The 23589-nt window shown below is 72.1% G+C and carries 19 protein-coding genes; 11 read left to right on the top strand and 8 right to left on the bottom strand.

What is annotated here, in order from left to right; translation table 11 throughout:
• Nucleotides 1-106: 106 nt before the first annotated feature.
• From ACFV9W_RS11185 to ACFV9W_RS11165, 5 genes are read left to right on the top strand one after another with little or no spacing between them, the layout of a single operon-like run.
• On the top strand, nucleotides 107-1705 hold the full coding sequence (locus ACFV9W_RS11185) for an FAD-dependent oxidoreductase (protein ID WP_385758045.1): 1599 nt from the start codon (nucleotides 107-109) through the stop codon (nucleotides 1703-1705).
• A gap of 51 nt (nucleotides 1706-1756) precedes the next feature.
• Nucleotides 1757-3883 (top strand): hydantoinase/oxoprolinase family protein, encoded by a 2127-nt coding sequence (locus tag ACFV9W_RS11180; protein WP_385758042.1) that lies wholly within the window; start codon nucleotides 1757-1759, stop codon nucleotides 3881-3883.
• Entirely contained in the window at nucleotides 3880-4491 is a 612-nt protein-coding gene (locus ACFV9W_RS11175; RefSeq protein ID WP_385758040.1) for a hypothetical protein, read from the top strand. The genes ACFV9W_RS11180 and ACFV9W_RS11175 overlap by 4 nt, the downstream gene beginning before the upstream one ends.
• Nucleotide 4492: 1 nt before the next feature.
• On the top strand, nucleotides 4493-5776 hold the full coding sequence (locus ACFV9W_RS11170) for a transporter (protein WP_385758038.1): 1284 nt from the start codon (nucleotides 4493-4495) through the stop codon (nucleotides 5774-5776).
• Between the two features lie 25 nt (nucleotides 5777-5801).
• Nucleotides 5802-6785 carry a hypothetical protein gene (locus ACFV9W_RS11165; protein ID WP_385758035.1) on the top strand — a complete coding sequence of 328 codons (984 nt, stop codon included), beginning with the start codon at nucleotides 5802-5804 and terminating at the stop codon, nucleotides 6783-6785.
• A gap of 6 nt (nucleotides 6786-6791) precedes the next feature.
• On the opposite strand, the gene ACFV9W_RS11160 is transcribed toward ACFV9W_RS11165, so the two are convergent.
• Entirely contained in the window at nucleotides 6792-8144 is a 1353-nt protein-coding gene (locus tag ACFV9W_RS11160) for an MFS transporter (protein WP_385758032.1), read from the bottom strand.
• Nucleotides 8141-9313 (bottom strand): acyl-CoA dehydrogenase family protein, encoded by a 1173-nt coding sequence (locus ACFV9W_RS11155; RefSeq protein WP_385758030.1) that lies wholly within the window; start codon nucleotides 9311-9313, stop codon nucleotides 8141-8143. The genes ACFV9W_RS11160 and ACFV9W_RS11155 overlap by 4 nt, the downstream gene beginning before the upstream one ends.
• A gap of 213 nt (nucleotides 9314-9526) precedes the next feature.
• Here ACFV9W_RS11155 and ACFV9W_RS11150 point away from each other — a divergent pair, with 213 nt between their 5' ends.
• Both ACFV9W_RS11150 and ACFV9W_RS11145 read left to right on the top strand, forming a co-directional pair.
• Nucleotides 9527-10198 carry a TetR/AcrR family transcriptional regulator gene (locus ACFV9W_RS11150; protein WP_385758027.1) on the top strand — a complete coding sequence of 224 codons (672 nt, stop codon included), beginning with the start codon at nucleotides 9527-9529 and terminating at the stop codon, nucleotides 10196-10198.
• Nucleotides 10199-10263: 65 nt separating this feature from the next.
• A complete protein-coding gene (locus ACFV9W_RS11145; protein ID WP_385758024.1) occupies nucleotides 10264-11082 on the top strand; it encodes an acyl-CoA thioesterase domain-containing protein in 819 nt (272 codons plus the stop codon).
• A 7-nt stretch (nucleotides 11083-11089) separates the two neighbouring features.
• On the opposite strand, the gene ACFV9W_RS11140 is transcribed toward ACFV9W_RS11145, so the two are convergent.
• Nucleotides 11090-12688, bottom strand: a complete 1599-nt coding sequence (locus tag ACFV9W_RS11140) for an isocitrate lyase/phosphoenolpyruvate mutase family protein (RefSeq protein WP_385758021.1) — start codon at nucleotides 12686-12688, stop codon at nucleotides 11090-11092.
• A gap of 139 nt (nucleotides 12689-12827) precedes the next feature.
• Between ACFV9W_RS11140 and ACFV9W_RS11135 the strand changes: the two genes are divergently transcribed.
• Nucleotides 12828-13301, top strand: a complete 474-nt coding sequence (locus tag ACFV9W_RS11135) for an SRPBCC domain-containing protein (RefSeq protein ID WP_385758018.1) — start codon at nucleotides 12828-12830, stop codon at nucleotides 13299-13301.
• Nucleotides 13302-13328: 27 nt separating this feature from the next.
• Here the strand turns inward: ACFV9W_RS11135 and ACFV9W_RS11130 are convergent, their stop codons facing one another.
• Entirely contained in the window at nucleotides 13329-13880 is a 552-nt protein-coding gene (locus ACFV9W_RS11130) for a putative immunity protein (protein ID WP_385758016.1), read from the bottom strand.
• A gap of 105 nt (nucleotides 13881-13985) precedes the next feature.
• Entirely contained in the window at nucleotides 13986-14453 is a 468-nt protein-coding gene (locus ACFV9W_RS11125) for a MarR family winged helix-turn-helix transcriptional regulator (protein ID WP_385758014.1), read from the bottom strand.
• 137 nt (nucleotides 14454-14590) lie between these two features.
• On the opposite strand from ACFV9W_RS11125, the gene ACFV9W_RS11120 reads away from it, so the two are divergent.
• Nucleotides 14591-16084 (top strand): UbiD family decarboxylase, encoded by a 1494-nt coding sequence (locus ACFV9W_RS11120; protein WP_385758012.1) that lies wholly within the window; start codon nucleotides 14591-14593, stop codon nucleotides 16082-16084.
• Nucleotides 16085-16137: 53 nt separating this feature from the next.
• Here the strand turns inward: ACFV9W_RS11120 and ACFV9W_RS11115 are convergent, their stop codons facing one another.
• Together ACFV9W_RS11115 and ACFV9W_RS11110 are read right to left on the bottom strand one after the other, a co-directional pair.
• Entirely contained in the window at nucleotides 16138-16710 is a 573-nt protein-coding gene (locus ACFV9W_RS11115; RefSeq protein ID WP_385758009.1) for a dihydrofolate reductase family protein, read from the bottom strand.
• Nucleotides 16711-16835: 125 nt separating this feature from the next.
• Entirely contained in the window at nucleotides 16836-17849 is a 1014-nt protein-coding gene (locus ACFV9W_RS11110; protein WP_385758006.1) for a LacI family DNA-binding transcriptional regulator, read from the bottom strand.
• Nucleotides 17850-17972: 123 nt separating this feature from the next.
• On the opposite strand from ACFV9W_RS11110, the gene ACFV9W_RS11105 reads away from it, so the two are divergent.
• The gene (locus ACFV9W_RS11105; RefSeq protein ID WP_385758005.1) at nucleotides 17973-19034 is read left to right on the top strand and encodes a C45 family autoproteolytic acyltransferase/hydolase; all 1062 of its coding nucleotides are present in this window, start codon (nucleotides 17973-17975) and stop codon (nucleotides 19032-19034) included.
• 37 nt (nucleotides 19035-19071) lie between these two features.
• The gene (locus ACFV9W_RS11100; protein WP_385758002.1) at nucleotides 19072-20403 is read left to right on the top strand and encodes an MFS transporter; all 1332 of its coding nucleotides are present in this window, start codon (nucleotides 19072-19074) and stop codon (nucleotides 20401-20403) included.
• 39 nt (nucleotides 20404-20442) lie between these two features.
• Here the strand turns inward: ACFV9W_RS11100 and ACFV9W_RS11095 are convergent, their stop codons facing one another.
• Complete coding sequence (locus ACFV9W_RS11095) at nucleotides 20443-23391, bottom strand: FAD-binding and (Fe-S)-binding domain-containing protein (protein WP_385758000.1); 2949 nt, start codon at nucleotides 23389-23391, stop codon at nucleotides 20443-20445.
• Nucleotides 23392-23589 lie beyond the last annotated feature (198 nt).

The raw sequence follows: 23589 nt of genomic DNA, 5'->3' as shown, positions 1-23589 counted from the left end.
CACAGAAGGCCCCTGCAGAAGGCCCCGACAACAGACCCGTACAGCAGGCCCGTACAGCAGACACGCACACCAGACCCGCACAGCGCACACGTACCGAAGGAGTCATGTGTTTCCCGAACCGGAGATCCTCATCGTCGGCGGCGGCCTCGGCGGTGTCGCCGCGGCGCTTGCCGCCTGCCGCGCGGGGCGCCGTGTCGTGCTCACCGAGGAGACCGACTGGATCGGCGGCCAGCTCACCTCGCAGGCCGTGCCGCCGGACGAGCACCCGTGGGTGGAGCAGTTCGGCACGACGGCCTCCTACCGGGCGCTGCGGGAGGGCATCCGCGCGTACTACCGGCAGTGGTATCCGCTGCGCGGCGAGGCGCTCGCGCTGCCGGAGTTCAATCCGGGCGCGGGCCGGGTCAGCAAGCTGTGTCACGAGCCGCGGATCGCGCTCGCCGTTCTGGAGGGGATGCTCGCGCCGCACCGGGCGAGCGGGCTACTGACCGTTCTGACGGAGCACAAGGCGGTGTCCGCCGAGTCCGACAACGATGTCATCACCGCGGTGTCCGTGCGGGATCTGCGCACCGGCGTCGTCCGCGGGTTCACCCCTCCGTATGTCATCGACGCCACCGAGACCGGCGAGCTCCTCGCCCTGGCGGATGTCGAGCACGCCAACGGGGCGGAATCGCAGGCGGAGTTCGGCGAACCGCACGCGCCCGCCGAGGCGCAGCCGGAGAACCAGCAGGGCATCACGGTGTGTTTCGCGCTCTCGCACCACGAGGGCGAGGACCACACCATCGAGCGGCCCGAGGACTACGACTTCTGGCGCTCGTACCGGCCGGACTTCTGGCCGGGGCCGCTGCTCGGCTTCGAGGCTCCCGACCCGCGCAGCCTGGAGGCGGTCCCCCGCACCTTCGTGCCGAACCCGGAACTGGACCCGCTCGCCGTGAGCGCCGACCAGAGCGCCGACGCCGGAGACAAGGAGCTGTGGGGCTTTCGCCGGATCCTCGCCCGCAAGCTGCACCAGCCGGGCGCATTCGACTCGGACATCACGCTCGTCAACTGGCCACTCAACGACTACTGGTTGAAGCCGTACATCGGGCAGGAGGCCGAAGCGCTGCGCGAGGCACGGCAGTTGTCGCTGTCCGTCCTGTACTGGCTGCAGACGGAGGCCCCGCGCGCCGACGGCGGCACCGGCTTCCCGGGGCTGCGCATCCGCCCCGACGTGACCGGCACCGCGGACGGCCTGGCGAAGGCGCCGTACGTGCGCGAGTCCCGGCGCATCAAGGCGGTGACGACGGTCGTGGAGCAGGACGTCTCCATCGACGTCGTCGGCCCGTACGGCAGGACGCGCTACCGGGACTCGGTGGGTGTCGGCGGCTACCGCATCGACCTGCACCCCTCGACGGGCGGTGACAACTACATCGACGTCGGCTCGGTGCCCTTCGAGATCCCGCTGGGCGCACTGGTGCCCCGGCGGGTGCGCAATCTGCTGCCGGCCGGCAAGAACATCGGCACCACTCACATCACCAACGGCTGTTACCGGCTGCACCCGGTGGAGTGGAACATCGGCGAGGTCGCGGGCGCGCTGGCCGCGCACTGTCTGGCCGAGGACGTCACGCCGCATCAGGTGCAGGCGGAGGACAAGCGGTTCGACGAGTTCGGTCGGCTGCTCGACCGGGCGGGCGTGCAGCGGCACTGGCCCGATGTGCGCGGCTACTGACACCCACCATCCAGCGCTCCACCGGACAACGCACAAGGAGGTGCGTACGACATGAGCACACGGATACGCGTCGGGATCGACGTGGGCGGCACGTTCACGGACGCCGTGGCCGTCGACGCCGCGACGCTCGACCTGGTGGGCCAGGTGAAGGTGCCCACGAGCCACCATCATGAGGACGGGGTCGCGCACGGCATCGTCCAGGCCCTCGACCGGTTGCTCGCGCAGGTCGACCGCACCCCCGCCGATGTCACCTTCCTGGCACACGGCACCACGCAGGCCACGAACGCGCTCCTGGAGGGCGATGTGGCGACGGTCGGGCTCCTCGGCATCGGCGCGGGCGCGGGCGCGGTGCTCACCCGGCGGCTCGCCGCGCTCGGCAAGCTGGACCTCACACCCGGCAAGAAGCTGCCGCTCGCGTACGCGCACGTCCCCGACCCGTTCGACGCCGACGCGGTGCGGGCGGCGGTGACCCGTGTACTGGAGGAGGGCGCCGAAGTCGTCGTCGCCACCGAGCCGTTCGGGGTCGACCGGCCCGACGGGGAGCAGGCCGTGCTCGACGCGGCGCGGCCTTCCGGTCTGCCGGTGGCGGCGGCGCACGAGATCACGTCGCTGTACGGGCTGCACAAGCGGACGCGTACGGCGGTGGTGAATGCGGCGATCCTGCCGCGGATGCTGGCGACCGCGGAGCTCGTCGACTCCTCGATCACGAAGGCGGGGGTGACCGCGCCGCTGATGGTGATGCGCTGCGACGGCGGTGTCATGTCGCTCGCCGAGATGCGCCGCAGGCCGCTGCTCACGGTCCTGTCGGGTCCTGCGGCCGGGGTAGCGGGCGCGCTGATGCAGGAGCGGATCAGTGAGGGCGTGTTCCTGGAGACGGGCGGCACGTCGACGGACATCAGTGTGGTGCGGCGCGGCAAGGTCGCGGTGCGGCACGCGACGATCCTCGGCAAGACCTCGTATCTCAACGCGCTCGATGTGCGCACGGTCGGGGTCGGTGGTGGCTCGATGGTGCGGCTCGGGGACGGGAAGGTGACGGGTGTCGGGCCGCGCAGCGCGCACATCGCGGGCCTGCCGTACGCGTGTTTCGCGACGCTCGACGAGTTGCGGGACGCGCGGCTCGACACGGTGGCACCGATGGCCGGCGATCCGGACGACCATGTGGTGCTCGACGCGGCGGGCGGCCGGTTCGCGCTCACGATGACCTGTGCCGCGAACGCGCTCGGGCGGGTGCCCGAAGGTGACTTCGCGCGCTGCGATCAGGAGGTGGCACGGGCCGCGCTCGCCCCGCTGGCAGCCCGGCTCGGCACCGATGTGGCGGGCGCGGCGCGTGCCGTGCTCGACGCGGGGACCGCGCGGGTGCGGGCGGTCGTGGACGCGCTGGTCAAGGACTACCGGCTCGACCGCGACACCGCCGTCCTGGTCGGCGGGGGCGGCGGCGCCGCGTCCATCACCCCGCACCTCGCGGCGACCTGCGACATGGAGGGGCGCATCGCCCGGCACAACGAGGTGATCAGCCCGATCGGCGTGGCCCTCGCGCTGGTCCGCGAGCAGGTCGAGCGGATCGTGCCGGGTGCCACACAGGAGCAGATCCTCGCCGTGCGCGCCGAGGCCGAGCGGGCGGTGGTCGCACAGGGCGCGGCGGCCGACGGTGTCGAGGTCGAGGTGACGGTCGACCCGCAGACGAGCACCGTGCGGGCCGTCGCCACCGGAGCCACGGAACTGCGCACGCAGGACCGGGCACACCGGGCCGACGACACGGAGCGGCTGAAGGCGGCCGCCACCAGCCTCAAGACCCAGCAGGCGCAGGTCGACGTGCTGGCGGGCACCGACGCGTACACCGTGTACGGCACGGAGGTGAAGCGCCGCCTTCGGTCCGCGCGGCGGCCGGTGCGGGTCGTCGACGCCGACGGAGTCGTGCGGCTCGGGGCGCCGGACGCCCGGGTGGAGACGACGACCGTGGGCGCGGCCGGCGAGACGCTCGCGGCGCTGGTGCGCGACGCCACCTCGTACGGCGACGGCGGGACACGGGCGCCCGCGGTGCGGCTGCTCGTCGGCGGCCGGATCGCCGATCTGTCGGGGGTGCTCGAACCGGAGGCGCTCCTTGCTCTGGCGCGCAGCGAGTTGCGGTCGCGTGCGGCCGACGAGCCGGTGGTGGCGGTCGTGGAGTCCCGCGCATGAGCGGCGGCGACGCCGACCGGGACCACGACCTGGATCTGGCGGTACGGCTGCTCGCGGGCACTCCGACGCACGAGGGACGGGATCCGCTCCTGCTGCGTCAATGGGCGCTCGCCGCGGAGGAGTTCGGGGCACGCCTGTCGCCCGCCGCGATGAGCGCGCGGATCGTCGAGCACCAGGACGGCGGGCTCGCCGAGGGGCTACTGGCCCGTTACCGGTCGCGGCCCGCGCAGATCGAGCTGTACGTCGACACCATCGAGCACGCCGAACGAATCGTCGACGAGCGGGGCTGGCGCGCCTGGTTCCCCGAGGGCTCGGTGCGGGCGGCGGCGCTCGCCCACGAACGGGCCCACGAACATCTCCACCACGCGCGCGTGCGCGCCGAGTTCAAACGGGCGCTCGGCCACACGGCGCTGCGGCTCGGCCGGCGGCGCGTGTACGCACATGTAGCGGGCGCCGACGAGCTGGCCGCACACGCCTACGCCCGCGTCGCCTGCGGCCTGGGCCGCAGTCCCCTGCTGCTCACGGAGGCCCTGGCTGTCGCCGTAACACCTCCCGACAGGGCCGTACACCCCTACAGAGCCGTACACCCCGACAGAAGCGAGAAGTGACATGGGTGTCGTCATCCTGCTCGTCATGGCGGCCGGAGTGGCCGCCATGCTGAGCCGCAAGCTCCCCACCGCGTTCGCGCTCGTGCTGCTCGCCGTGGTGATCGCCTTCCTCGCGGGCGCCCCGCTGACCGGGAAGGACAGCGTTCTGGACACCGTCCTCCAGGAAGGCGCCCCGGCGCTCGCCTCGACGATGATCGCGATCCTGCTCGGCTCGTGGCTCGGCAAGCTCCTGGAGGAGACCGGCATCGCGGGCACCCTGGTCCGCAAGATCGTCGAATTCGGCGGTGACCGGCCGGTGTTCGTGGCGCTCGGTGTGCTCGCCGTGTCAGCACTGGTGGGCACGGTGACCGGGTCCGCGCCCGCGGCGATGCTCGCCGGGCTCATCGGCATCCCGGCGATGATCGCGGTGGGCGTCCCGAAGGTGACGGCCGCCGGGACGATCCTGATGGGCATCGCCGTGGGCATCCCGTTCGAGCTGCCGGTGTGGCAGTTCTTCTCCACCGCCCTCGACCTGCCGATCCCGACGGTGCGCGGCTTCATGGTGAAGCTGTTCCCGTTCGCCCTGGTGGCGGCCCTCGCGTACGTACTCATCGAGTCGCGGCGGCGGGGTGTGGAGCACACGTGGTCGCTGCGCTCGGTGCAGGACCGGCCGCGGGCCCGCGCGCGCAAGCCGCTGGGCGACGCCCCTTGGTACGCGCTGCTGACACCGGTCGTTCCACTGGTCCTGGCCCTCGGCTTCGAACTGGCCATCATTCCCTCGCTGTTGGCGGGTGTGCTGTACGCGCTGGTGACGACGACACGGCCGCGCGAGATGAACCGCCGCCTGCTGCGCACCCTGTACGGCGGGTTCGAGGTGGCCGCCCCGCCGATCACCCTGTTCGTGGCCATCGGCATCCTGCTCGCCGCGGTGAACCTGCCCGGCGCGGTCGACGCGCTGGAGCCGCTGGTGAAGGCCGTCAGCCCGCAGAACGCGGTGCTGTTCGTCATCGTGTTCACCCTGCTCGTGCCGCTGTGCCTGTACCGCGGGCCGCTCAATGTGTTCGGCCTCGGCGCCGGCATCGCGGGCGTGCTCATCGCCACGGGCGTCTACCCGGCCGTCGCCGTGCTCGGCATGACCACCTCGTACAACCAGGTCTTCGGCGTCGCCGACCCGACCAGCACCCAGACGGTGTGGAGCGCCCAGTACGCGGGTGTCTCGCCGCAGCAGGTGATGGTGCGCACGCTGCCCTACGTGTGGGCGGTGGCGCTCGGCGGACTGTGCGTGACGGCCGCGACCTACCTCTGACATCCACACACTTGAGGAGCTGACCATGCAACGTCGTACGTTCCTGCGCGCCGCCGCCGTCACGGGCCCCGCCATGGCCCTGGGCGGGCTCCCGGCCATCCCGGCCTCGGCCGCTCCGGGCGGATTCCCCGACTACACCTACGTCCGCACGCTGCTCTCCCCCGCCGACCTCACGTACAACCCGACGGGCGAGATCATCTTCCCGACCGTACGCGGCGTGTACGACAAATTGGCCTCGCCGCTGGGCCGTTACTACCTCTACTACGCCCCGCACGACGCGCCCGGCGGCATCTGCCTCGCGTACGGGGACTCGCTGGAGGGCCCGTTCACCGAGTACCCGGACAACCCGATCGTGTCGAACGACTGGTCGCCGCACTACTCCGTCAGCCATGTGTCCTCGCCGCACGTGATGTGGATGCCGCAGCACAGGGAGTTCTGGCTCTACTTCCATGGCGAGAACACCACGACGCGGCTCGCCCGCTCGAAGGACGGCATCCACTTCACGTACGACAAGGTGGTCCTGTCGACGTCGATGATGCCGGCGGGCACCACCGAGACCTCGTATGCCCGCGTCTTCGCGCACGAACTCCCGGCGCGCGGCGCCCACTACGTGATGCTGTTCATGCTGAACAACACGACCAACCACCGTGACATCTGCTGGGGTTGGTCCGCCGACGGCCGCGGCTGGACGTTCGACCAGACCCCGCTCGTGCGGCACTCGGACGTCAATGCCGTCAATGTGGGCGGCCCGCACCTGCTGACGCGCGGCGGCTCCGCCTTCGTCGTCTACAACAAGGACAAGGAGAGCGGCGGCGACCTCATGATCACGGAGGTCGGCGCCGACTTCTCGCTCCGCAAGCACCTCGGCGTCTTCTACGACTCGGGGTCCGCGGCCCCGGAGAACGGCCGGGCGGCCGCTCCCTCGTTCGGCACCCAGAGCGGGGTGCCGTACATGGTGTACGAGGCCGGGGAGCGGCTCGCCGGGGCGATCGCGGTGGCCCGCGGCTGATCCTGGTCAGTCGCTCGCGGGGGCGGCCGCCGGGGTGTCCTGCGGGGACGTCGCCGGTGCCGCCTTCGTTCGGCGCCACGGGCCGCGGAAGAACAGTGATGCCGGGACGAACACGGCCATGCAGCCCCCGCAGACGATCAGCCAGGGCCGCCAGCCGGCGGATTCGACGACGCGGGGCACCGCGAGGAGCACCACCACGCCCATCGCCTTGGTCAGGAAGGTGAACACACCCCAGGCAGTGCCCTGCAGGCGCGGGTCGACGTCCTCGGCGTTCTCCGAGAAGTTCGCCATCCACGGCCCGTAGGCGAAGCCCATCACGCCGCCGAGGAGCGCCCCGGTGACGGCGATGTGCAGGTGCGAGACGTCATCGCGGCCGACAAGGCCCGCCAGGTAACCGGTGAGCAGCACACCGCCCACCGTGCCTCCCACGCAGAACGGCTTGCGCAGTTGCAGCCGGTCGGAGAGCCGCCCGGAGACGACGAGCGTGAGGATGTTCAGCGTCCAGAACGCCGCCATGATCTTCGAGGCCGTCGCGGCGTCGAGGTCGAAGCTCTCCGCGAGCATCGTCTGGCCGTACACGACCAGCGTCACGTACAGCACCAGCCAGCACGCGATGCCGATCACGTGGGCCCAGATGTTCCGGTGCGCGAACAGGTCGCGGGCGCGGGCCGGCTTGGTGTGGTCGGCGCGGCCGAGGGTCTCCCGCTCGGACTGCACGATACGGGCGCGCAGTTCGGGTGAGAGGTCCGCGATGTTGAAGGCGATGACCAGTGAGAGCACGAGGGACACCGAGCCCATGATGACGAACTGGGAACGCCACGAGTCGTCGAACAGCGGCAGCGTGAGGCTGGCGACCGCGGCGGCCAGGAAGCTCGCCCCGACCGGGCCCCAGGTCCAGAAGCCGAACGCCTGGGCGCGGCCCATCCGCGGCGAGAAGTCCCGCACGAGCGGCGCGGTGCCCGCCATGGCCATGCCGTCGACGACCGACAACACGGCCCGTACGGCAAGGAGTTGGCCGGCCGAGTGGACGGTCGTCATGAGGAAGCAGCAGCCCGCGGTGAGGATCAGGAGCGGCACGATGAGCCGCACCCGGCCCACCGTGTCGGTGAGCCGCCCGCCGACCATCGAGGCGATGGCACCGGCGACGAGCGCCAGGGCGGAGACACCGCCGTAGGTGGTCAGCGAGATGTCCAGGTCCTCGAGGAGCAGCGGCACCACGGGCGCGATCTGGCCCTCGTAGGAGGCGATGAGGACCGCGAGGACCGCCATCGACAGGATGCGCATCCGCTGCCGGGAGTCCGGGTACTGGTCGAGCTCGCGCACCCGGAACAGCGGGATGCGCGGGCGCCGCCCGGTCACTCGCCGATCCCGCCGAGTCGCACGTGCCCCTTGATGAGGTTGCGGGCGATGGTGCGTTTCTGGATCTCGTCGGTGCCCTCGAAGATGCGCAGAAGCCGCAGCTCGCGGTACCAGCGTTCGATGGGCAGTTCCTTGGTGTAGCCCATGCCGCCGTGGATCTGCAGGACGCGGTCGACGACCTGGTTGGCCATCACCGCGCCGTTGAGCTTGGCGATGGAGGAGGCGTGCCGGGCGTCGAGGCCCTCCTGGGCGCGCCAGGCCGCGTACAGGGTCAGCCACTTCGCGGACTCGATCTCCACCTGGGAGTCGGCGATGTGCCACTGGATGGCCTGGTAGTCGGCGATGGGGCGGCCCATGGAGTGCCGCTGGCGGGCGTAGTCGACGCCCATCTGGAGCATGCGCTCGGCGGAGCCGATGGCCCGGGCAGGGATGAGGTAGCGGCCCTGGCCGATCCACTGCATGGCTAGCTGGAAGCCCCTGCCGACCTCGCCGAGGACATTGCGGGCGGGGACGCGCACCTCGTCGAAGACGAGCGAGGCCGGGCCCCACTCGCCCATGGTCTCGATCGGTTCGGACTTCCAGCCCATGTCGCGGTCGACGAGGAAGCAGGTGACACCGCCGTCGGCACCCTTGTCCGGGTCGGTGACCGCGAACACCATCACGAAGTCGGCCTCGTTGCCACCGGTGATGAAGGTCTTCTCGCCGGTGATCAGCCAGTCGTCGCCGTCGCGGACGGCGCGGCTGCGGATGTTGCGGGCGTCGGAGCCGGCGCCGGGTTCCGTGATGGCGAAGCAGGAGCGGCGCTCGCCCTCGATGGTGGGCAGCAGGTACTGCCGCTTCTGCTCCTCGTCGCAGGCGTAGAGGATGTTGTCGGCGCCGCCGCCGAAGCTGAACGGGACGAAGGTGCGGCCCAGCTCCATCGCGATGATCGCGGACATGACGGCGCCGAGGTTCATCCCGCCGTATTCCTCCGGGGTGTTCACACCCCAGAAGCCCGCTCTGCGGGCCTTGGCGCGGAGCTCGGCGACGACTTCGGGCTCGACACCCCGCTGACCTGCCCGTTCATTGCGCAGCACGTCCTGCTCCAGCGGCATCACCTCCTTGGTGACGAACGCGCGGACGGTGTCCCTGATCTGACGTTCCTCGGTGGACAGCGAGAAGTCGACCATGGAAGTGTCCCCTCAATCCTTGAACGGGAAGCCCGGGAATCCTGGAACGGGAATCTAGGAATGAGTTCAAGTTGCCCGCGGCCCGGCGGTCGGTCAAGAGGTCGGAACGAGTTCAACCGGGCTCCTGGCGCTCGGAATTGGCTGATTCTAAAATTCGGTTCGGTTCGGTACGGGAACGGGTTCCACGGCGGGTGCGCAGGGGGTGACGACCGGATGACACGCAAGGCGGAGCGGATCGCGGCCAAGGACAACGCCTGGCAGTGGAGCCGCACGGAGCAGACCCGCCGGAACCTGCTCGACGCCGCCCGCGAGGTCTTCTGCGAGCAGGGGTTCACCGACACGGCGATCGTCGCGGTGGTGCGCAGGGCCGGGTCCAGCGTCGGCAGTCTCTACCACCACTTCGGCGGGAAGACGGAGCTGTTCGTCGCGCTGTGGGAGGACTACGAGGACTCCCGCGAGCGCGAGGCGGCGGAGGCGGTGGCCGCGGCCCGTGCGGCGGGCGAGAGCGATCCGCTGGAGCTGTTCCTCGTCGGCACCCGCAGCTTCCTGGAGGGCTGCTGGCGGCGGCGCGACCTGATCGAGCTGTGGATGGACGGCGACGGACCGCCCGGCTTCGAGCTGATGCGCCGGGCGCGCGGCCGCGAGTGGATCCGGCAGAACTCGGTACTGCTCGAAGCGGGCAGCGAACCCGTGGACCGGCTGGTGGTCGGCGTCCTCACCTCCGTCATCGGCGAGGCGGGCCGGGAGATCGGCACGTGTGCGCGCAAGCGGGACGCGGACGCGATCTGTCACGCGACGCTCGCCCTCATCCGCAGGCTGGACCCGCTGCACATCGATCCGCTCCGCATCGCCGACCCCCGTACGCACCGGGGTACGACGCACTGACCGCACGGCCGGCCGATCTCCATACGCACCGACGCGAGACGCAAGACGCGCTGAAAGGAACACACGTGGCACAGACCGAGGACGAGGCGCCCTACTTCACGCGGAACGAGGACACGGTAGATTCCGCGGGCTCTGCGGAGACCTTCGTGCCCGAGTCGCACGCGCGCGGATGGTGGGCCCCCGGAACGGTGCACGGCCGGCTCCTGGGCGGTCTCCTCGCGCGGGCCCTGGAGCGCGAACACGCCGAGGAGGGGCTGCACTTCGCCCGGCTCACCGTCGATCTGTTCCGCACCGCGCCCTTCGCCCCGGTCGGTGTCACCACGCAGCGGGTCCGCGACGGGCGGCGCATCCGTGTCGCCGACGCCGTCGCGCACGGCACCGACGGGAGGCCACTGGCACGGGCCAGCGCCGTCCTGCTGCGCACCGCCACACCGCCACCGGGACACATTCCGGCGACCGGCCCGTGGGACGCGCCACCGGCTCAGGAGCTGCTGGCCCCGCACGGGCGCACCCAGTTCCTCCGGTTCGACGAGGAGCTGCGGCCCGTACGGGAGTGGAGCGGCGATCAGCGGCGGCGCTCCTGGATGCGCGACGCCCGGCCGCTGGTGGGCGGGGAGGCCCTGTCGCCGCTGGTCCGCGCCGCGCTGGCCGCCGACACGGCGAGCCCCCTCGCGCACGCGGGCGACGACGGCCTGCGCTACATCAACGCCGACTACACCCTGTCCCTGAGCCGGCTCCCGCTCAGCGACGAGATCGGCCTGGAGGCCACGGGCCACACCGCCGAGGACGGCATCGCCGTCGGCCACTGCACGTTGTACGACGCGGCGGGCCCGATCGGCTACTGCACGACGACGGCGCTCGCGAACCCCGCGCCGGACCACTGACGGCCACCTACAGTCCTTGCACCTGCGCGTACGAGAGTGTGTCGCCGGTGGGCCGGCGTCCTTCGCGGACGGCCCGCGCGGTGGCCACGGCCTCGCCGAGCGCCCTGCGGTAGAGCAGCGAGCCGAGGCTGACGCGGCGGACACCGAGCGCGGCGAGTTCGTCGAGGGTCGGCCCGGTGGGTGAGTAGAGGATGTTGAGGGGCAGCTCGAATCGGGAGGCGAGGGCGCGGATCCGGTCGGGTGCGGTGAGGCCCGGCACGAACAGGCCGTCAGCGCCCGCTTGTTGGTACGCGGCGAGGCGCCGCACCGTGTCTTCATGGTCGATGTGGTCGACGCCGTGGCCCAGCCAGTACGTGTCGGTGCGGGCGTTGACGAACAGGTCGGGGACGGCCGCCTTGACCGCCACGATCTTCGCGGCATGCCGGTCGACCGGGGTGAGGCCGCCGTCCGCGCGCCCGTCCTCCAGGTTGATCCCCGCAGCGCCCGCGGCACTCAACTGGCGGGCGAGGTCAGCGACTTCCACCGGGTCGTCGCTGAAACCGCCCTCCATGTCGACGGTGAACAGGAGTGGGGTGCGGCCGAGCACGCGGGCCAGGGCGAGGGTGGCAACGGCGGTGACACCCGCGCCGTCCGGGAGCCCGGCCGCGGCGGCCACACCGAGGCTGGTGGTTCCGACGGCCTCGAAGCCGGCGGCGGCGAGCGCGGCGGCGGATGCGCGGTCCCAGGCGTTCGGCAGCAGCAGCGGGGCGTCGCCCCGGTGCAGGTCGGCGAAGCGCGTGGGGCGGCGGTGCGCGAGGGCGCCCGCGGCCAGCGCCATCGCGTGCGCCCGGCCGGGGCAGACGCGCGGCGGCGCCCCGAAGGCGAGCGGCGCGTCGGCGGCCGTGGGGGCGGCAGCCGTGGCGTCCAGGAGGACGAGGTCACCCGCGGCGATGTCCCGACCGGCGACGCGGGTGTCGCGGGCGGCGACGCGGCGCAGGACGCGGACGGGCGGGTCGCCGCGCAGCGTTTCGTGGAGCAGCCACTCGACGGGGCGGGCGTCGGCGGGGGTGGCGTCGGCGTGCCGCACCAGGGTGGCGGTGGCGTCACGGGCCTGGACGAGGAGGCAGATGCGGGCGGCGGCGACCTCGGCGTGGTCCGGGACGCCGTCGGTGTGCGGCCGGCCGCGGCTCTCCTCCGGCCCGCGCTCCGGCGGGGTCAGCAGTTCCACGAGACGTGCCACCGCCGCGTCGGCGTCCGGGTCCTCGCCGCCGAAGTAGGCGGGCGCGACGGCTCCGACCGCCTTCGCCACGGCGCCGGGTTCGCGGTAGCCCAGGGCCTCGGCGAGGGTGCGCACCACGTGCGGGTCCGCGTCCTCGGCCTCGGGCCACCGGGCGGCCGCGGCGCACAGTCGAGCCACGTCGAGGCGGGCCAGCTCGGACTCCACGAGCGCGCGGCGGCGCGCGTGCCGCGGCCCTGAGTCGAAGCGGGGCACCGAGGCCCGCAGCCAGGCCATGGACGCGCCCTCCTTCCCCTCGGGAGCCGCGGGCAGCTCCGGCACCAGGTCCGGATCGGCCAGCGCCGCACGCACATCCTCGTAGCGGGCGATCTCATGCACGGTTCGGTTCACGCCTCGGTTCATGCCTCGGTTCACGCCTTGGTTCATGTCACCGACGCTAGGCGCGGAACGCTTCGGGCCCAGCCGAAGTGTCGCCGCGACCCCGCGTCCTCCCGGGGCCGGCCGACGTCACCGGCGCTACGCTCGGCCGATGTACTCCACCGAGCTCTCCTGGCACGTCAACGCACCCCGTGCCGCCGTCTACCGGGCGCTCATCGACCCGGACGCCATCGCGCACTGGCGGGTGCCCACCGGCATGACCGGCCACGTGCACGAGTTCGACGCCCGCGAGGGCGGAAGGTTCCGCGTCTCGCTCACCTATGACGCGCCGACCGGGAGCGGCAAGTCGGCCTCGCACACCGACACGTACCACGGCCATTTCGCGAGGCTCGCGCCCGACGAGGAGGTGGTCGAGGTGCTCGCCTTCGAGTCCGCCGATCCGGCGCTGCGCACCACGATGACGATGACCACCACGCTCACCGACGCCGACGGCGGCACCGACGTGCGGATGCTGCACGAAGGCATCCCCGACGTCGTCCCCGCCGACCAGAACGAGACGGGCACGCGGATGGCCCTGGAGAACCTCGCCCGGCTCGTGGAAACGGACCCCCGGTTCGGCGGCTGAGCCACACCGGCACCGGTCGGCCTGCCGCTACTCCTGGCGCGTACCGCGCAAGGCCGCGTCGAGGGTGCTCATCAGGTACGCCACACGCGCCTTGCCCCGCGGCGCCGCGGGGTATCGGCACAGTACGTCCACGAGGAGTGGGGTGGCGCGCCGCCCGGCATGTTCGATGGCCCGCTCCCCCGCCTCCGGGTCACCGCCCGCGGCCAACTCCTCAACGCGGGCCGCGCAGGCGGCGGCGCGCAGGATGTGGCCGACCTGGGTGGCTTTCGCGATCGGGTGCAGATACGCGGCGGAGGCGGCGTCACCGGCGGCGCGCGCGGCGAGGCGCCCGGCTTCCGTCGCCGCTTCCGCGGCGGCCCGGTGCGCGTCGAGCGCGGTCACGCGCTGCAACCGGGACCGCTTCGCGCCGTTGACGAACTCCCACGCGGCGTCGACGGCCGCGCGGGGCCGCGGATCGTCCGGTGCCTCCGCCTCGAACACGGGGAGCACCTGCTCGGCACTCTCCACGGCGAACCGGGCGACCGCCCGCAGCTCGTCCATGGTCAGGTCGAAGTCCCCGGTCACGGTCGTCGTCGCCATGCCCCGATCCTCTCACCGCCACAGGCCCTCCGGATGCGGCGTGTCCCGCCGCAGCACCGTCACGGCCCCTCCGGACCGACGCGCCACGTCCCGCCGCAGGCCCCGTCACGGACCCCCCGGACGCGTCGTCACCCGCCGCAGCATCCGCAGGAACGCCTCCCGTTCCTCCGCCGTGAGCACGTCCAGCATCTGGTCGCTCACGTCCGTGACACCGGGCGCCAGGCGGGCCACCAGGTGGCGGCCGCTCTCCGTGAGGCGGACGAGTTTGCGGCGGCGGTCGCGTTCGTCCTTCTCGAGGTCCAGCAGTCCCCTGCGGCGCAGGCGCTCGAGGAGCGGCGCCGCCGTCGACTTGTCGAGGTGGGCCAGCGTGCCGAGCGTGCCCTGGTCCAGGTCGCCGTGCAGGTCGAGCAGGCTCAGGACGGTGAACTGCGGGCCGGTCAGGTCCTGGTGGACCTGCTCGTACCAGAGGCGCGTGTGCAGCTGGTTGAGCTGGCGGGCGAGCGGCCCGAGCCCGTCGAGTGCGGCCTCGAGGGCCTCGGCGCGCTCGCTCTTGCGGGACGTCGGACGGGGCATCGGGTGGGGACCTCTCGCTTGATTAGGACGTACACGTACTTTACCGTGAGGAAGGTAGGACGTGTACGTAATAACTGTGTGTGATGTCTTCGGAGAGGGCCACTCGTGGCGAACCTCCCCGCAGGAAAGGGTCTGTCATGACGCAACGCGGCAGCGCGCTCAACTTCCGTGACTTCGTGGAGGAGTTGGTCGAGGCGGGTGACGCGGTCGACATCCGTCAGCCGGTCAGCCCCACCCTTGAGGTCGGCGCCATCACACGGCGCGTGTACGAGACGCGCGGCCCCGCCCCCTTGTTCAGCAACCTCACCGAGGGTGCACCCGGGCATCGCGTCCTCGGCGCGCCGGCCGGCCTCACCGGCCGCGCGGACGGAGCGTACGGGCGGCTCGCCGCGCACTTCGGGCTCCCCCGCGAGACCACGCCGCGCGAGCTGCTGGAGCGGCTCATCTCCGCGATGCACGCCGATCCCCTCGCCCCGCGCGTCGTGGCCGACGGCCCCTGCAAGGAGAACGTCCTGACGGGCGAGGACGTCGACCTCACCCGCTTCCCCGTGCCGCTTCTGCACGCCGAGGACGGCGGCCGGTACTTCGGTACGTACGGCTTCCATGTGGTGCGCACACCCGACGGGACGTGGACGAGCTGGTCCGTCAGCCGCACCATGCTGCACGGGCCGCGCACGCTCGTCGGGCCCGCCATGCCGCAGCAGCACCTCGGCATGATCCACCAGATGTGGCGCGAGCGGGGCGAGCCCACGCCCTGGGCCATGGTCCTCGGGGCGCCGCCCGCCGCGCTCGCGGCCGCGGGCATGCCGCTGCCCGCCGAGGTGAACGAGGACGGGTACGTGGGCGCCCTCGCCGGAAGCCCGGTCGACGTCGTCCGCACCGAGCTGCACGATCTGCACGTACCCGCCAACTCCGAGATCGTCCTGGAGGGTTGGATCAGCCCGGACGAGACCGCCCCGGAGGGGCCGATGGGCGAGTACCACGGGTATTCGTTCGCCGAGAGCAAGCGGCAGCCCGTCTTCCACGTGGAGACCGTCACGCACCGCGACGACCCGATCCTGCCGGTGTGCGTGGCGGGTCTGCCGCCGGAGGAGAACCACACCATCTGGGGCACGATGATCTCGGCGACCAGCCTGGACCTGCTGCGTTCGAGCGGGCTTCCGGTCTCGATGGCCTGGTGCTCGTACGAGGCCGCGACGTGCTGGATCGCCGTCTCGGTCGACATCGGGCGGCTGGCCGGTACGCGGATGAACGAGCGCCAACTGGCCGACGCCGTCGCCGAGGTGCTGTTCGGCTCGCACACCGGGTGGCTGGTCCCGAAGGTGATCCTGGTCGCCGACGACATCGACGTCACCGACATCGACCAGCTGGTGTGGGCGATGGCGACCCGCTACCACCCCGGCTCCGGCGAGTACGTCTATCCGGACGCGCCGGGCATCCCGATGGTCCCCTACCTCACCCCGGAGGAGGCCCGCTCGGGCCGCGGCGGCAAGGCCGTCATCAGCTGCCTGCTCCCCTCCCAACTGGCGGGCGCCGCACCGGGGATCACCGCTTCGTTCCGGAACTCGTACCCCGAGGACGTACGGCGGACCGTGCTGGAGAAGTGGGCGGAGTACGGGTTCCGGCACTGAGGGACTCGGCCGCGCGCGTACGCGGGCGGCGTCGGCGCACCCCCGACAGGACCTCAGCGCACGACGTCGAAGACGTTCTTCTGCAGCCCGTTCGCGTACGCCTCGTGCTCGACGAGCTTCAGGTGCTGTGTGTCCTTGTCGGTGGCGCTGAACAGGCGCTTGCCCGCGCCGAGCAGCAGCGGGAAGACCAGCAGGTGATAGCGGTCGATGAGGCCCGCGTCCGACAGGTTCTGATTGAGGGTGGCACTGCCGTGCATGATGATCGGGCCACCCTCGGTCTCCTTCAGCGCGGCGACCTCGTCGAGCGAGCGCAGGATCGTCGTCTCGCCCCAACCCGACACCAGGTCACCGGACTTGAGGGTGGTGGACACGACGTACTTCGGCATCGGCTTGTACTCGGCGAACTCCTCCATGCCCGGCCACACCGGGCTGAACGCCTCGTAGCTGACCCGGCCGAACAGCATCGCGGTGGCCTCGGTCTGTTCCCGGCCCTTGATCTCGAACGCCTCGGGCACGAAGTCGACGCCCTTGAAGGTCCAGCCGGAGTTGCGGTAACCGGGCTCGCCGCCCGGCGCCTCCATGACTCCGTCGAGGGACACGAAGGCCGTACTGATCAGCGTGCGCATGTCGGATCTCCCTGGTTCTTCATTCGTGGCCGTTCGGCTCTGTACCAACTAACACTCATAGACCGGCGGATGCGGCAGAACTCATCGGTATCCGGCGGGTCGCGGACACGAATCGACAACGCCGGTCATCCGCGCGTCGACTCCCGCTCCCTCAGATGCGCCCGCGTGATGCGCGGGGCGACCGGCTCCGTGCCCGCGATCAGGGCTTGCAGGATGTCCAGGAGCGCGCCCGCGCTGCCGACCGGGTCCAGTTCGAGCGCGGAGATCGCGGGGCGGGCGTTCCGGGAGTGCTCGGAGTCGGAGCCGGCGGCCACCATCACCCGGCTGGGGACCTCGACACCCTGGGCGATGAGGCCTTCCTGGACGCCCGCCGCGTGCCGGCCCGTGAGGCAGAAGACGGCATCGGGCAGCCCGTCGGCCACGATCCGGCGGGCGAGGTCGACGCCGCCCTCGACGCCCGCGCGCTCGGCCAGTTCGTAGAGGCGGGCAGGGGTGTTCCGGTCCGCGCACCACGCCGCGTAGGCCTGCTGGTGCTCGTCGTTCCAGGCGTTGGCGTCGGTGCCGCGGACGAGGGCGACGCTGCGGGCGCCGCTGGCCGCCAGATGGTCCAGGACCAGGCGCGCCGAAGCCGCGTCGTCCTCTGACGCCCAGTACGGGAAGTCGGGGCGTCCAGGTGCGCCGCCGTACGTGACGTAGGGGATGCCGCGCTTGTCGAGCAGGGCGATGACCGGGTCGTCGCGGTGCGGGTTGGTGACGATGTAACCGTCCATGGAGAACGTCAGGGGCGGCACCGGTGCCCGTGTCAGGTCGGGCACCAGCATCAGGCTCAGGCCGCGGGCGAGAGCTTGGGAGGCGGCGGCGCCGACGAACTTCTCGAAGACGTCGACGCCCTCGGGCTTGTAGTCGCCGAGCGCGTCGAGGGAGCGGAGCACGAGGCCGACCGCGCCCATCGTGGAGCTGCGCATGCCGCGGGCGAGGGCGTCCGCCGCGTAGCCCATCTCGTCGGCGACCTCGCGGATGTGCTCGCGGGTCGCGGCGCTGAGCGTGCCCTTGTCGTTGAGGGCGTGCGAGACGGCGGTGATCGACACACCGGCCCTGCGTGCCACGTCCTTGATGGTGATGCCCCGGGTGCGCGCCACGCCGCCGCCCCTCCGTCCCCTCTGGTCAATCGTTCCGACCAGGCATTGTATAAAACGTTTTACCTTCCTACCGTGATCGGCGCCGCACCGACACATGGCCCCGTGGGCCCGGAAGGAACACCCGTGGATCTGCACACCCTGACCACCGACACGGTCGACCCGCACGAGCGTGGCGCGCTGCTCGGTGGCCGGTTCGGCGGCGAGGTCCGCCGCGTGAGCGCGCTGTACCTGGAGCACTTCGCCGCGCTCGGCCTGCCCGCGACGCGGGTGCGCGAGCTCGCCGAGCGGAGCCACGAGGCGCTGCGCCAGTGGGCTCCGGGGCTCGCCGAGGAGTCGGACGCCTGCGCCGACGCGGCGGGCGTCGAGCGCTGGCAGGTGGCCGCCGTCGGCGCCCGCACGGAGATCCTCGCGCTGTGCCCGCCCGCCGGCGAGGGCGAGTGCTCGACGGCCGTGTACGCGCCCGGGGGCACGGCCCCGCAGACCGTGCAGACGTGGGACTGGCACGAACTCCTCGTTCCCGACGCCCTGTTGCACGAGCTGACGCCTGCGGCGGGCCGCACGGTGAAGCTGTTCACCGAGTTCGGCGCCCCGGCCAAGATCGGGGTGAACAGTGCGGGCCTCGGCGTGCACTTCAACATCCTGTTCCACCGCGCCGACGGCGAGGGCGGCGGTGTCCCCGTGCACGCCGTCGCGCGCCGGATCCTCGACGAAGCCGACACCCTCGACCAAGCCGCGGCGATCGCGGGTTCGGCGCGGGTGACCGCCTCCACCTCGCTCACCGTCGTCACCGCCGAGGGAGCCGCGAGCCTCGAACTGTCGCCGCGCGGCCTCGCCGTGGTCCGGCCGGGCGATGACGGCTGGCTGCTGCACACCAACCACTTCCTCGACCCGGAACTCGCGGCCGGGGATGTGTGCCCCGGCGACTCGTCGACGGCGGAGCGCCTCGCCCACCTGCGGAAGGTCCGCGACGCACTGCCGGGCCTCGCGCCCGCCGATCGGGCCTCCGCACTGTGCGGGAGCGAGGGCGCGGGCGCCGTCGTGTGCATGCGGCCCGACGCCGCGAAGCCCCCGCACGAGCAGTGGGGCACCCTCTTCACCGTCGGTCTCGACGTCGCGGGCGGCGCGCTCGACTACGCGGTCGGCACCCCGGCCACCGCCGCCGCTCAGGGCTTCAGCCGCTTCTGACCACGCCCGCTCCCCCGCCGCCCTCCAAGGATCAGCGATGACACAGACCGTCAGACCAGGCTCGACACAGCGGGCCGGCTCCCTGAGCGTGACCCGTACGTTCTTCATCTCCGGCTTCGGCACCGCGCTCGAGTTCTACGACTTCATCATCTACGGGCTCGCCGCGGCCCTCGTCTTCCCCAAGGTGTTCTTCCCCAGCTTCGATCCCGCGGTGGGCACCCTTGTGGCGTTCGCGGCGTTCGGCAGCGGTTTCGTGGCGCGTCCGCTCGGCGGCATCGTCATCGGGCACTTCGGCGACCGGATCGGCCGCAAGGCGATGCTCGTCCTCACCCTTGTGGTGATGGGTGCGAGTACGTTCCTCATCGGCTGTCTGCCCACGTACGGCGCCCTCGGCGTCGCCGCGCCGGTGATGCTCGTCGCGCTGCGCCTCGTGCAGGGCTTCGCCGCCGGCGGCGAATGGGGCGGGGCCTCCCTGTTCGGCATCGAGAACGCGCCCGAGCACCGGCGCGGGCTGTGGGGCAGTTTCACCAGCGCGGGCATCGGGATCGGCAGCCTCTTCGGGACCGGTGTCTTCACCTTGGTGACCCTGCTCCCCCAGCAGGCGCTGGAGAGTTGGGCGTGGCGGGTGCCGTTCTGGCTGGGCGGCCTTCTGGTCCTGGTCGGTGTCGTGGCCCGCTCCCGGATGCCGCAGGAGGAGCGCCGCACCGAGCACGCTCCGCGCGTGCCGATCCTGGACGCCGTCAAGCGGCACCCGCGCCAGATGCTGCTCGCCATCGGCGTCGCCTTCGGCTACAACACCCTCGCCTACATCGGCTCGATCTTCACCGTCACGTACGCGGAGGAGCGCGGCTACAGCCACACCCAGTCGCTGCTGCTCCAGGTCGCCGGGTCCGTCGCCTTCATGGTCGCGGTGCCGGTCATGGCGCTGGTCTCCGACCGGTTCGGCCGCAAGCCGGTGGTGATCCTCGGGACCCTCGCGTACGGCGCCTTCTTCTTCGCGTACTTCCCGATGGTGGACGGCCACGTGATGCTGCTGGCCACGCTCGCGTACGTGGTGGTGAACGTGCTGATGGCGGCGCCGCAAGGGTGCATCCCGGCGTTCCTGGGCGAGCAGTTCGCCGCCGCCACCCGCTACTCGTCGATCTCCGCCACGTACCAGGTGGGCGCGGCGCTGGGCGGCGGAACGGCCGCGACGACGGCGACCGCGCTCCTGATCGCCTTCGACGGCGACCCCATCGGCGTCGGGCTCTACTCCGCGGCGGCGGCGCTCGTGCTCGCGCTGTGCGCGTGGGGGCTGCGGGAGACGTTCCGGGTGCCGACGAGCGAGCTCGGCGCGACGGAGCGGGCCGAGGCCCCGGAACGCGGCTGAGCGCGCGTTCCGGGGGAAGCTCCCGAGGCCGGAACGCGGTCAGTCGCCGCGCCGCCCCCTCAGCGCGTCCCTGAGGAGTTCCGCGAGGTGGCGGGGTCGGCGGTCGGAGAGTTGGGTGATCTGGGTGCGGCAGCTGTAGCCGTCCGCGAGGACCACCGTGTCGTCGGGTGCCTCGCGCAGCGCCGGGAGGAGGGCCTGTTCGCCGACCGCGACCGACACGTCGTAGTGGCCGTCCTCGAAGCCGAAGTTGCCTGCCAGGCCGCAGCAGCCGGAGTCGAGGCGGCCGCTGTCCACACCGACGCGGGCGAGGACCCGGTCGTCCGCCTTGCTGCCGAGTGTGGCGTGCTGGTGGCAGTGGGTCTGGGTCAGGGCGGTGACGTCGTCGAGGTGTCCGAAGTCGACGTCGGGGGCGCGCTGGTCGAGGAGTTCGGCGAGGGTCATGGTCTGGACGGCGAGGCGCTGCGCGCGCGGGTCGTCGGGGAAGAGCTCCGTGGCGTCCGTGCGGAACAGGGACGTGCAGCTGGGCTCCAGGCCGATCAGCGGCATGCCTTCCTGGAGGTACGGGTCGACGGCCTTGAGGGTGCGTTCCAACACCTTCTTGGCCATGTCGAGCTGGCCCGTGGTGTGCCAGGTCAGGCCGCAGCACAGGCGGTCGGGCGGCAGGACCACCTCGAAGCCGGCGTGTTCGAGGACGATGACCGCCGCGCGGCCGACCTCAGGCGACATGAACTCGGTGAAGGTGTCGGGCCACAGGAGGACCTTGCCGCGGCTGCCCGGGGCCGGGACGTTCCGGCGCCTCTTGAAGCTCGTACGGAAGCGGCGTCCGGCGAAGGGCGGGACAGGGCGTTCCGGGGCGATACCGCCCGCCTTCTTAAGAAGAGAGGCGGCTTGGTTGTTGCGAGTCACCGCGTTGACGAGGCCCGGCGCGAGGCCCGCGAGGTGGGACCACAGGGGCAGCCAGCCGAGTGCGTAGTGGGAGGCGGGGCGGCGCTTGCCCTTGTAGTGGTGGTGCAGGAACTCCGCCTTGTAGGAGGCCATGTCGACGCCCACGGGGCAGTCGCTCTTGCAGCCCTTGCAGGACAGGCACAGGTCGAGGGCCTCGGCGGCCTCCTCGGACTGCCAGCCGTCGGTGATGACGTCGCCCTGCACCATTTCGTAGAGCACGCGTGCGCGCCCGCGCGTGGAGTCCTTCTCGTCCCCGGTGGCGCGGTAGCTCGGACACATCACGCCGCCGGACGCCGTGCGGCACTTGGCGATTCCGACGCAGCGGCGCAGCGCCTTGGTGAGGTCGCCGTCGTCCTCGGCGAGCGCGAGGGTGGTGGTGAGCTGGAGGGTGGGGCGGTGGCCCGCGGTGATGCGCAGGCGTTCGTCGGCGGGGCGCGGGTGGACGAGGATGCCGGGGTTGAGCCGGTTCTCCGGGTCCCAGACCGCCTTGAACTCGCCGAACGCCTCCATCGCCTCCTCGCTGTAGACCAGCGGCAGGAACTCGGCGCGGGCCTGGCCGTCGCCGTGCTCCCCGGAGAGGGTGCCGCCGTGCCGGGCGACGAGTTCGGCGGCGTCCTTCATGAACGTACGGAAGATCCGCACTCCTTCGGCCGTCGCGTGGTCGAAGTCGATGCGGATGTGCACGCAGCCCTCGCCGAAGTGGCCGTACGGGGTGCCCTGCAGGCCGTGCGACTCCAGCAGGGCGGCCAGGTCGCGCAGGTAGTCGCCGAGGTGTTCGACGGGGACGGCGGAGTCCTCCCAGCCGGGCCAGGCCTCGGAGCCGTCGGGGGCGCGGGTGGCGAGGCCCGAGCTGTCCTCGCGGATGCGCCACAGGGCGGCCTGTTCGGCGGGGCTCTGCACCAGGCGTACGTCGACGGCGCCGGTGTCCTTCAACAGGGCGTCGGCGCGGGCCCGTTCGGCCTCCGGGTCGGGCGTCGTGTCCGCGTGGCCGAACTCGCACAGCAGCCAGCCCGCGCCCTCGGGGAGCATCTCCTCGGGGCGGGCGTCGGGGACGTTGCGGCGCAGTGCCGCGACCTGGTCGCCGCCCAGGCCCTCGCAGGCGATGGGTTCGTGGCGCAGGACGTGCCGTGCGGCGTCACCGGCGGCGGGCAGGTCGGCGAAGCCGAGCGCCACGAGGGTGCGGCGGGCCGGGAGGTCGACGAGCTTGACGGTCGCCGACACGACGACGGCGCAGGTGCCTTCGGTGCCGACCAGCGCCGCCGCGAGGTCGAAGCCCTTCTCCGGGAGGAGGTGTTCGAGGCTGTAGCCGGACACCTGGCGGCGGAAGCGGCCGAACTCGGTGCGGAGCATGGCCAGATGCCGGTCGCGCAGGTCGCGCAGGCGGGCGTGGATCTCGCCGGTGCGGCCGCCCTCGTCGATGACGCGCTGGAGTTCGTCGGCGTCGAGGGAGCGGAGGCGGATGCGTTCGCCGTCGTAGGTGAGGACTTCGAGTTCGACGATGTTGTCGGCGGTGCGGCCCCAGGCCACCGAGTGGGTGCCGCAGGCGTTGTTGCCGATCATGCCGCCGATGGTGCAGCGGGCGTGCGTGGAGGGGTCGGGGCCGAAGCGCAGGCCGTGCGGTTTGCAGGCGTCCTGGAGGCGGTCGAGGACGACGCCGGGTTCGACGCGGGCGGTGTGCGCCTCGGCGTCGATGTGGAGGATGCGGTTCAGGGAGCGGGAGGTGTCGATGACGACGCCGTCGCCGACGGCCTGCCCGGCGATGGAGGTGCCCGCGCCGCGCAGGGTGACGGCGACATCGAGGCCGTGGCAGGCGGCGAGCGCGGCGGCCAGCTCGTCCGTGTCGGCGGGCAGCACGACCGCCGCGGGCACCTGCCGGTACACCGAGGCGTCCTGCGCGTACTCGGCGCGCCGCCGCTTCCCGAAGGCGACCTCGCCGTGCGGCACGGCCTCCCGCAGCGCTCGCTCCAGCTTCTGCAGCGTCGCCGGGTCGGGCGCGTCCGGGCGGGGCGCGGCGGATCCGGTCGTGGCGACGGGGGCGGACATGGTGGCTCCTTCGGGCGGGCGTGGTGGTGCCGGTGGAGGTGAGCGTCTCAAGATCGCTGCGGTGGGGTGGCGGAATTGCGGCATCGCGGGCCATGCGGGAGGTGCCGGGACGTGGGGGCCGCCCGGTCGCTCACGCGCCGGCAGTCGGCGCCGGGGAAGCACGTCGCCCCGGCGCGGCGGGGGCCGGACCGGGGCGAC

This window comes from Streptomyces sp. NPDC059897, from assembly GCF_042730865.1.
Classification (GTDB): Bacteria; Actinomycetota; Actinomycetes; order Streptomycetales; family Streptomycetaceae; genus Streptomyces.
The sequence above is the reverse complement of the archived record's forward strand: the minus strand, read 5'-3'. Positions and strand labels throughout refer to the sequence as shown.

Bases quoted from the DNA above. Each gene is read 5' to 3' on its own strand.
- ACFV9W_RS11180 (WP_385758042.1), top strand. From the start codon at position 1,757: ATGAGCACACGGATACGCGTCGGGATCGACGTGGGCGGCACGTTCACG.
- ACFV9W_RS11175 (WP_385758040.1), top strand. From the start codon at position 3,880: ATGAGCGGCGGCGACGCCGACCGGGACCACGACCTGGATCTGGCGGTA.
- ACFV9W_RS11170 (WP_385758038.1), top strand. From the start codon at position 4,493: ATGGGTGTCGTCATCCTGCTCGTCATGGCGGCCGGAGTGGCCGCCATG.
- ACFV9W_RS11165 (WP_385758035.1), top strand. From the start codon at position 5,802: ATGCAACGTCGTACGTTCCTGCGCGCCGCCGCCGTCACGGGCCCCGCC.
- ACFV9W_RS11155 (WP_385758030.1), bottom strand. From the start codon at position 9,313: ATGGTCGACTTCTCGCTGTCCACCGAGGAACGTCAGATCAGGGACACC.
- ACFV9W_RS11150 (WP_385758027.1), top strand. From the start codon at position 9,527: ATGACACGCAAGGCGGAGCGGATCGCGGCCAAGGACAACGCCTGGCAG.
- ACFV9W_RS11135 (WP_385758018.1), top strand. From the start codon at position 12,828: ATGTACTCCACCGAGCTCTCCTGGCACGTCAACGCACCCCGTGCCGCC.
- ACFV9W_RS11130 (WP_385758016.1), bottom strand. From the start codon at position 13,880: ATGGCGACGACGACCGTGACCGGGGACTTCGACCTGACCATGGACGAG.
- ACFV9W_RS11125 (WP_385758014.1), bottom strand. From the start codon at position 14,453: ATGCCCCGTCCGACGTCCCGCAAGAGCGAGCGCGCCGAGGCCCTCGAG.
- ACFV9W_RS11120 (WP_385758012.1), top strand. From the start codon at position 14,591: ATGACGCAACGCGGCAGCGCGCTCAACTTCCGTGACTTCGTGGAGGAG.
- ACFV9W_RS11115 (WP_385758009.1), bottom strand. From the start codon at position 16,710: ATGCGCACGCTGATCAGTACGGCCTTCGTGTCCCTCGACGGAGTCATG.
- ACFV9W_RS11100 (WP_385758002.1), top strand. From the start codon at position 19,072: ATGACACAGACCGTCAGACCAGGCTCGACACAGCGGGCCGGCTCCCTG.
- ACFV9W_RS11095 (WP_385758000.1), bottom strand. From the start codon at position 23,391: ATGTCCGCCCCCGTCGCCACGACCGGATCCGCCGCGCCCCGCCCGGAC.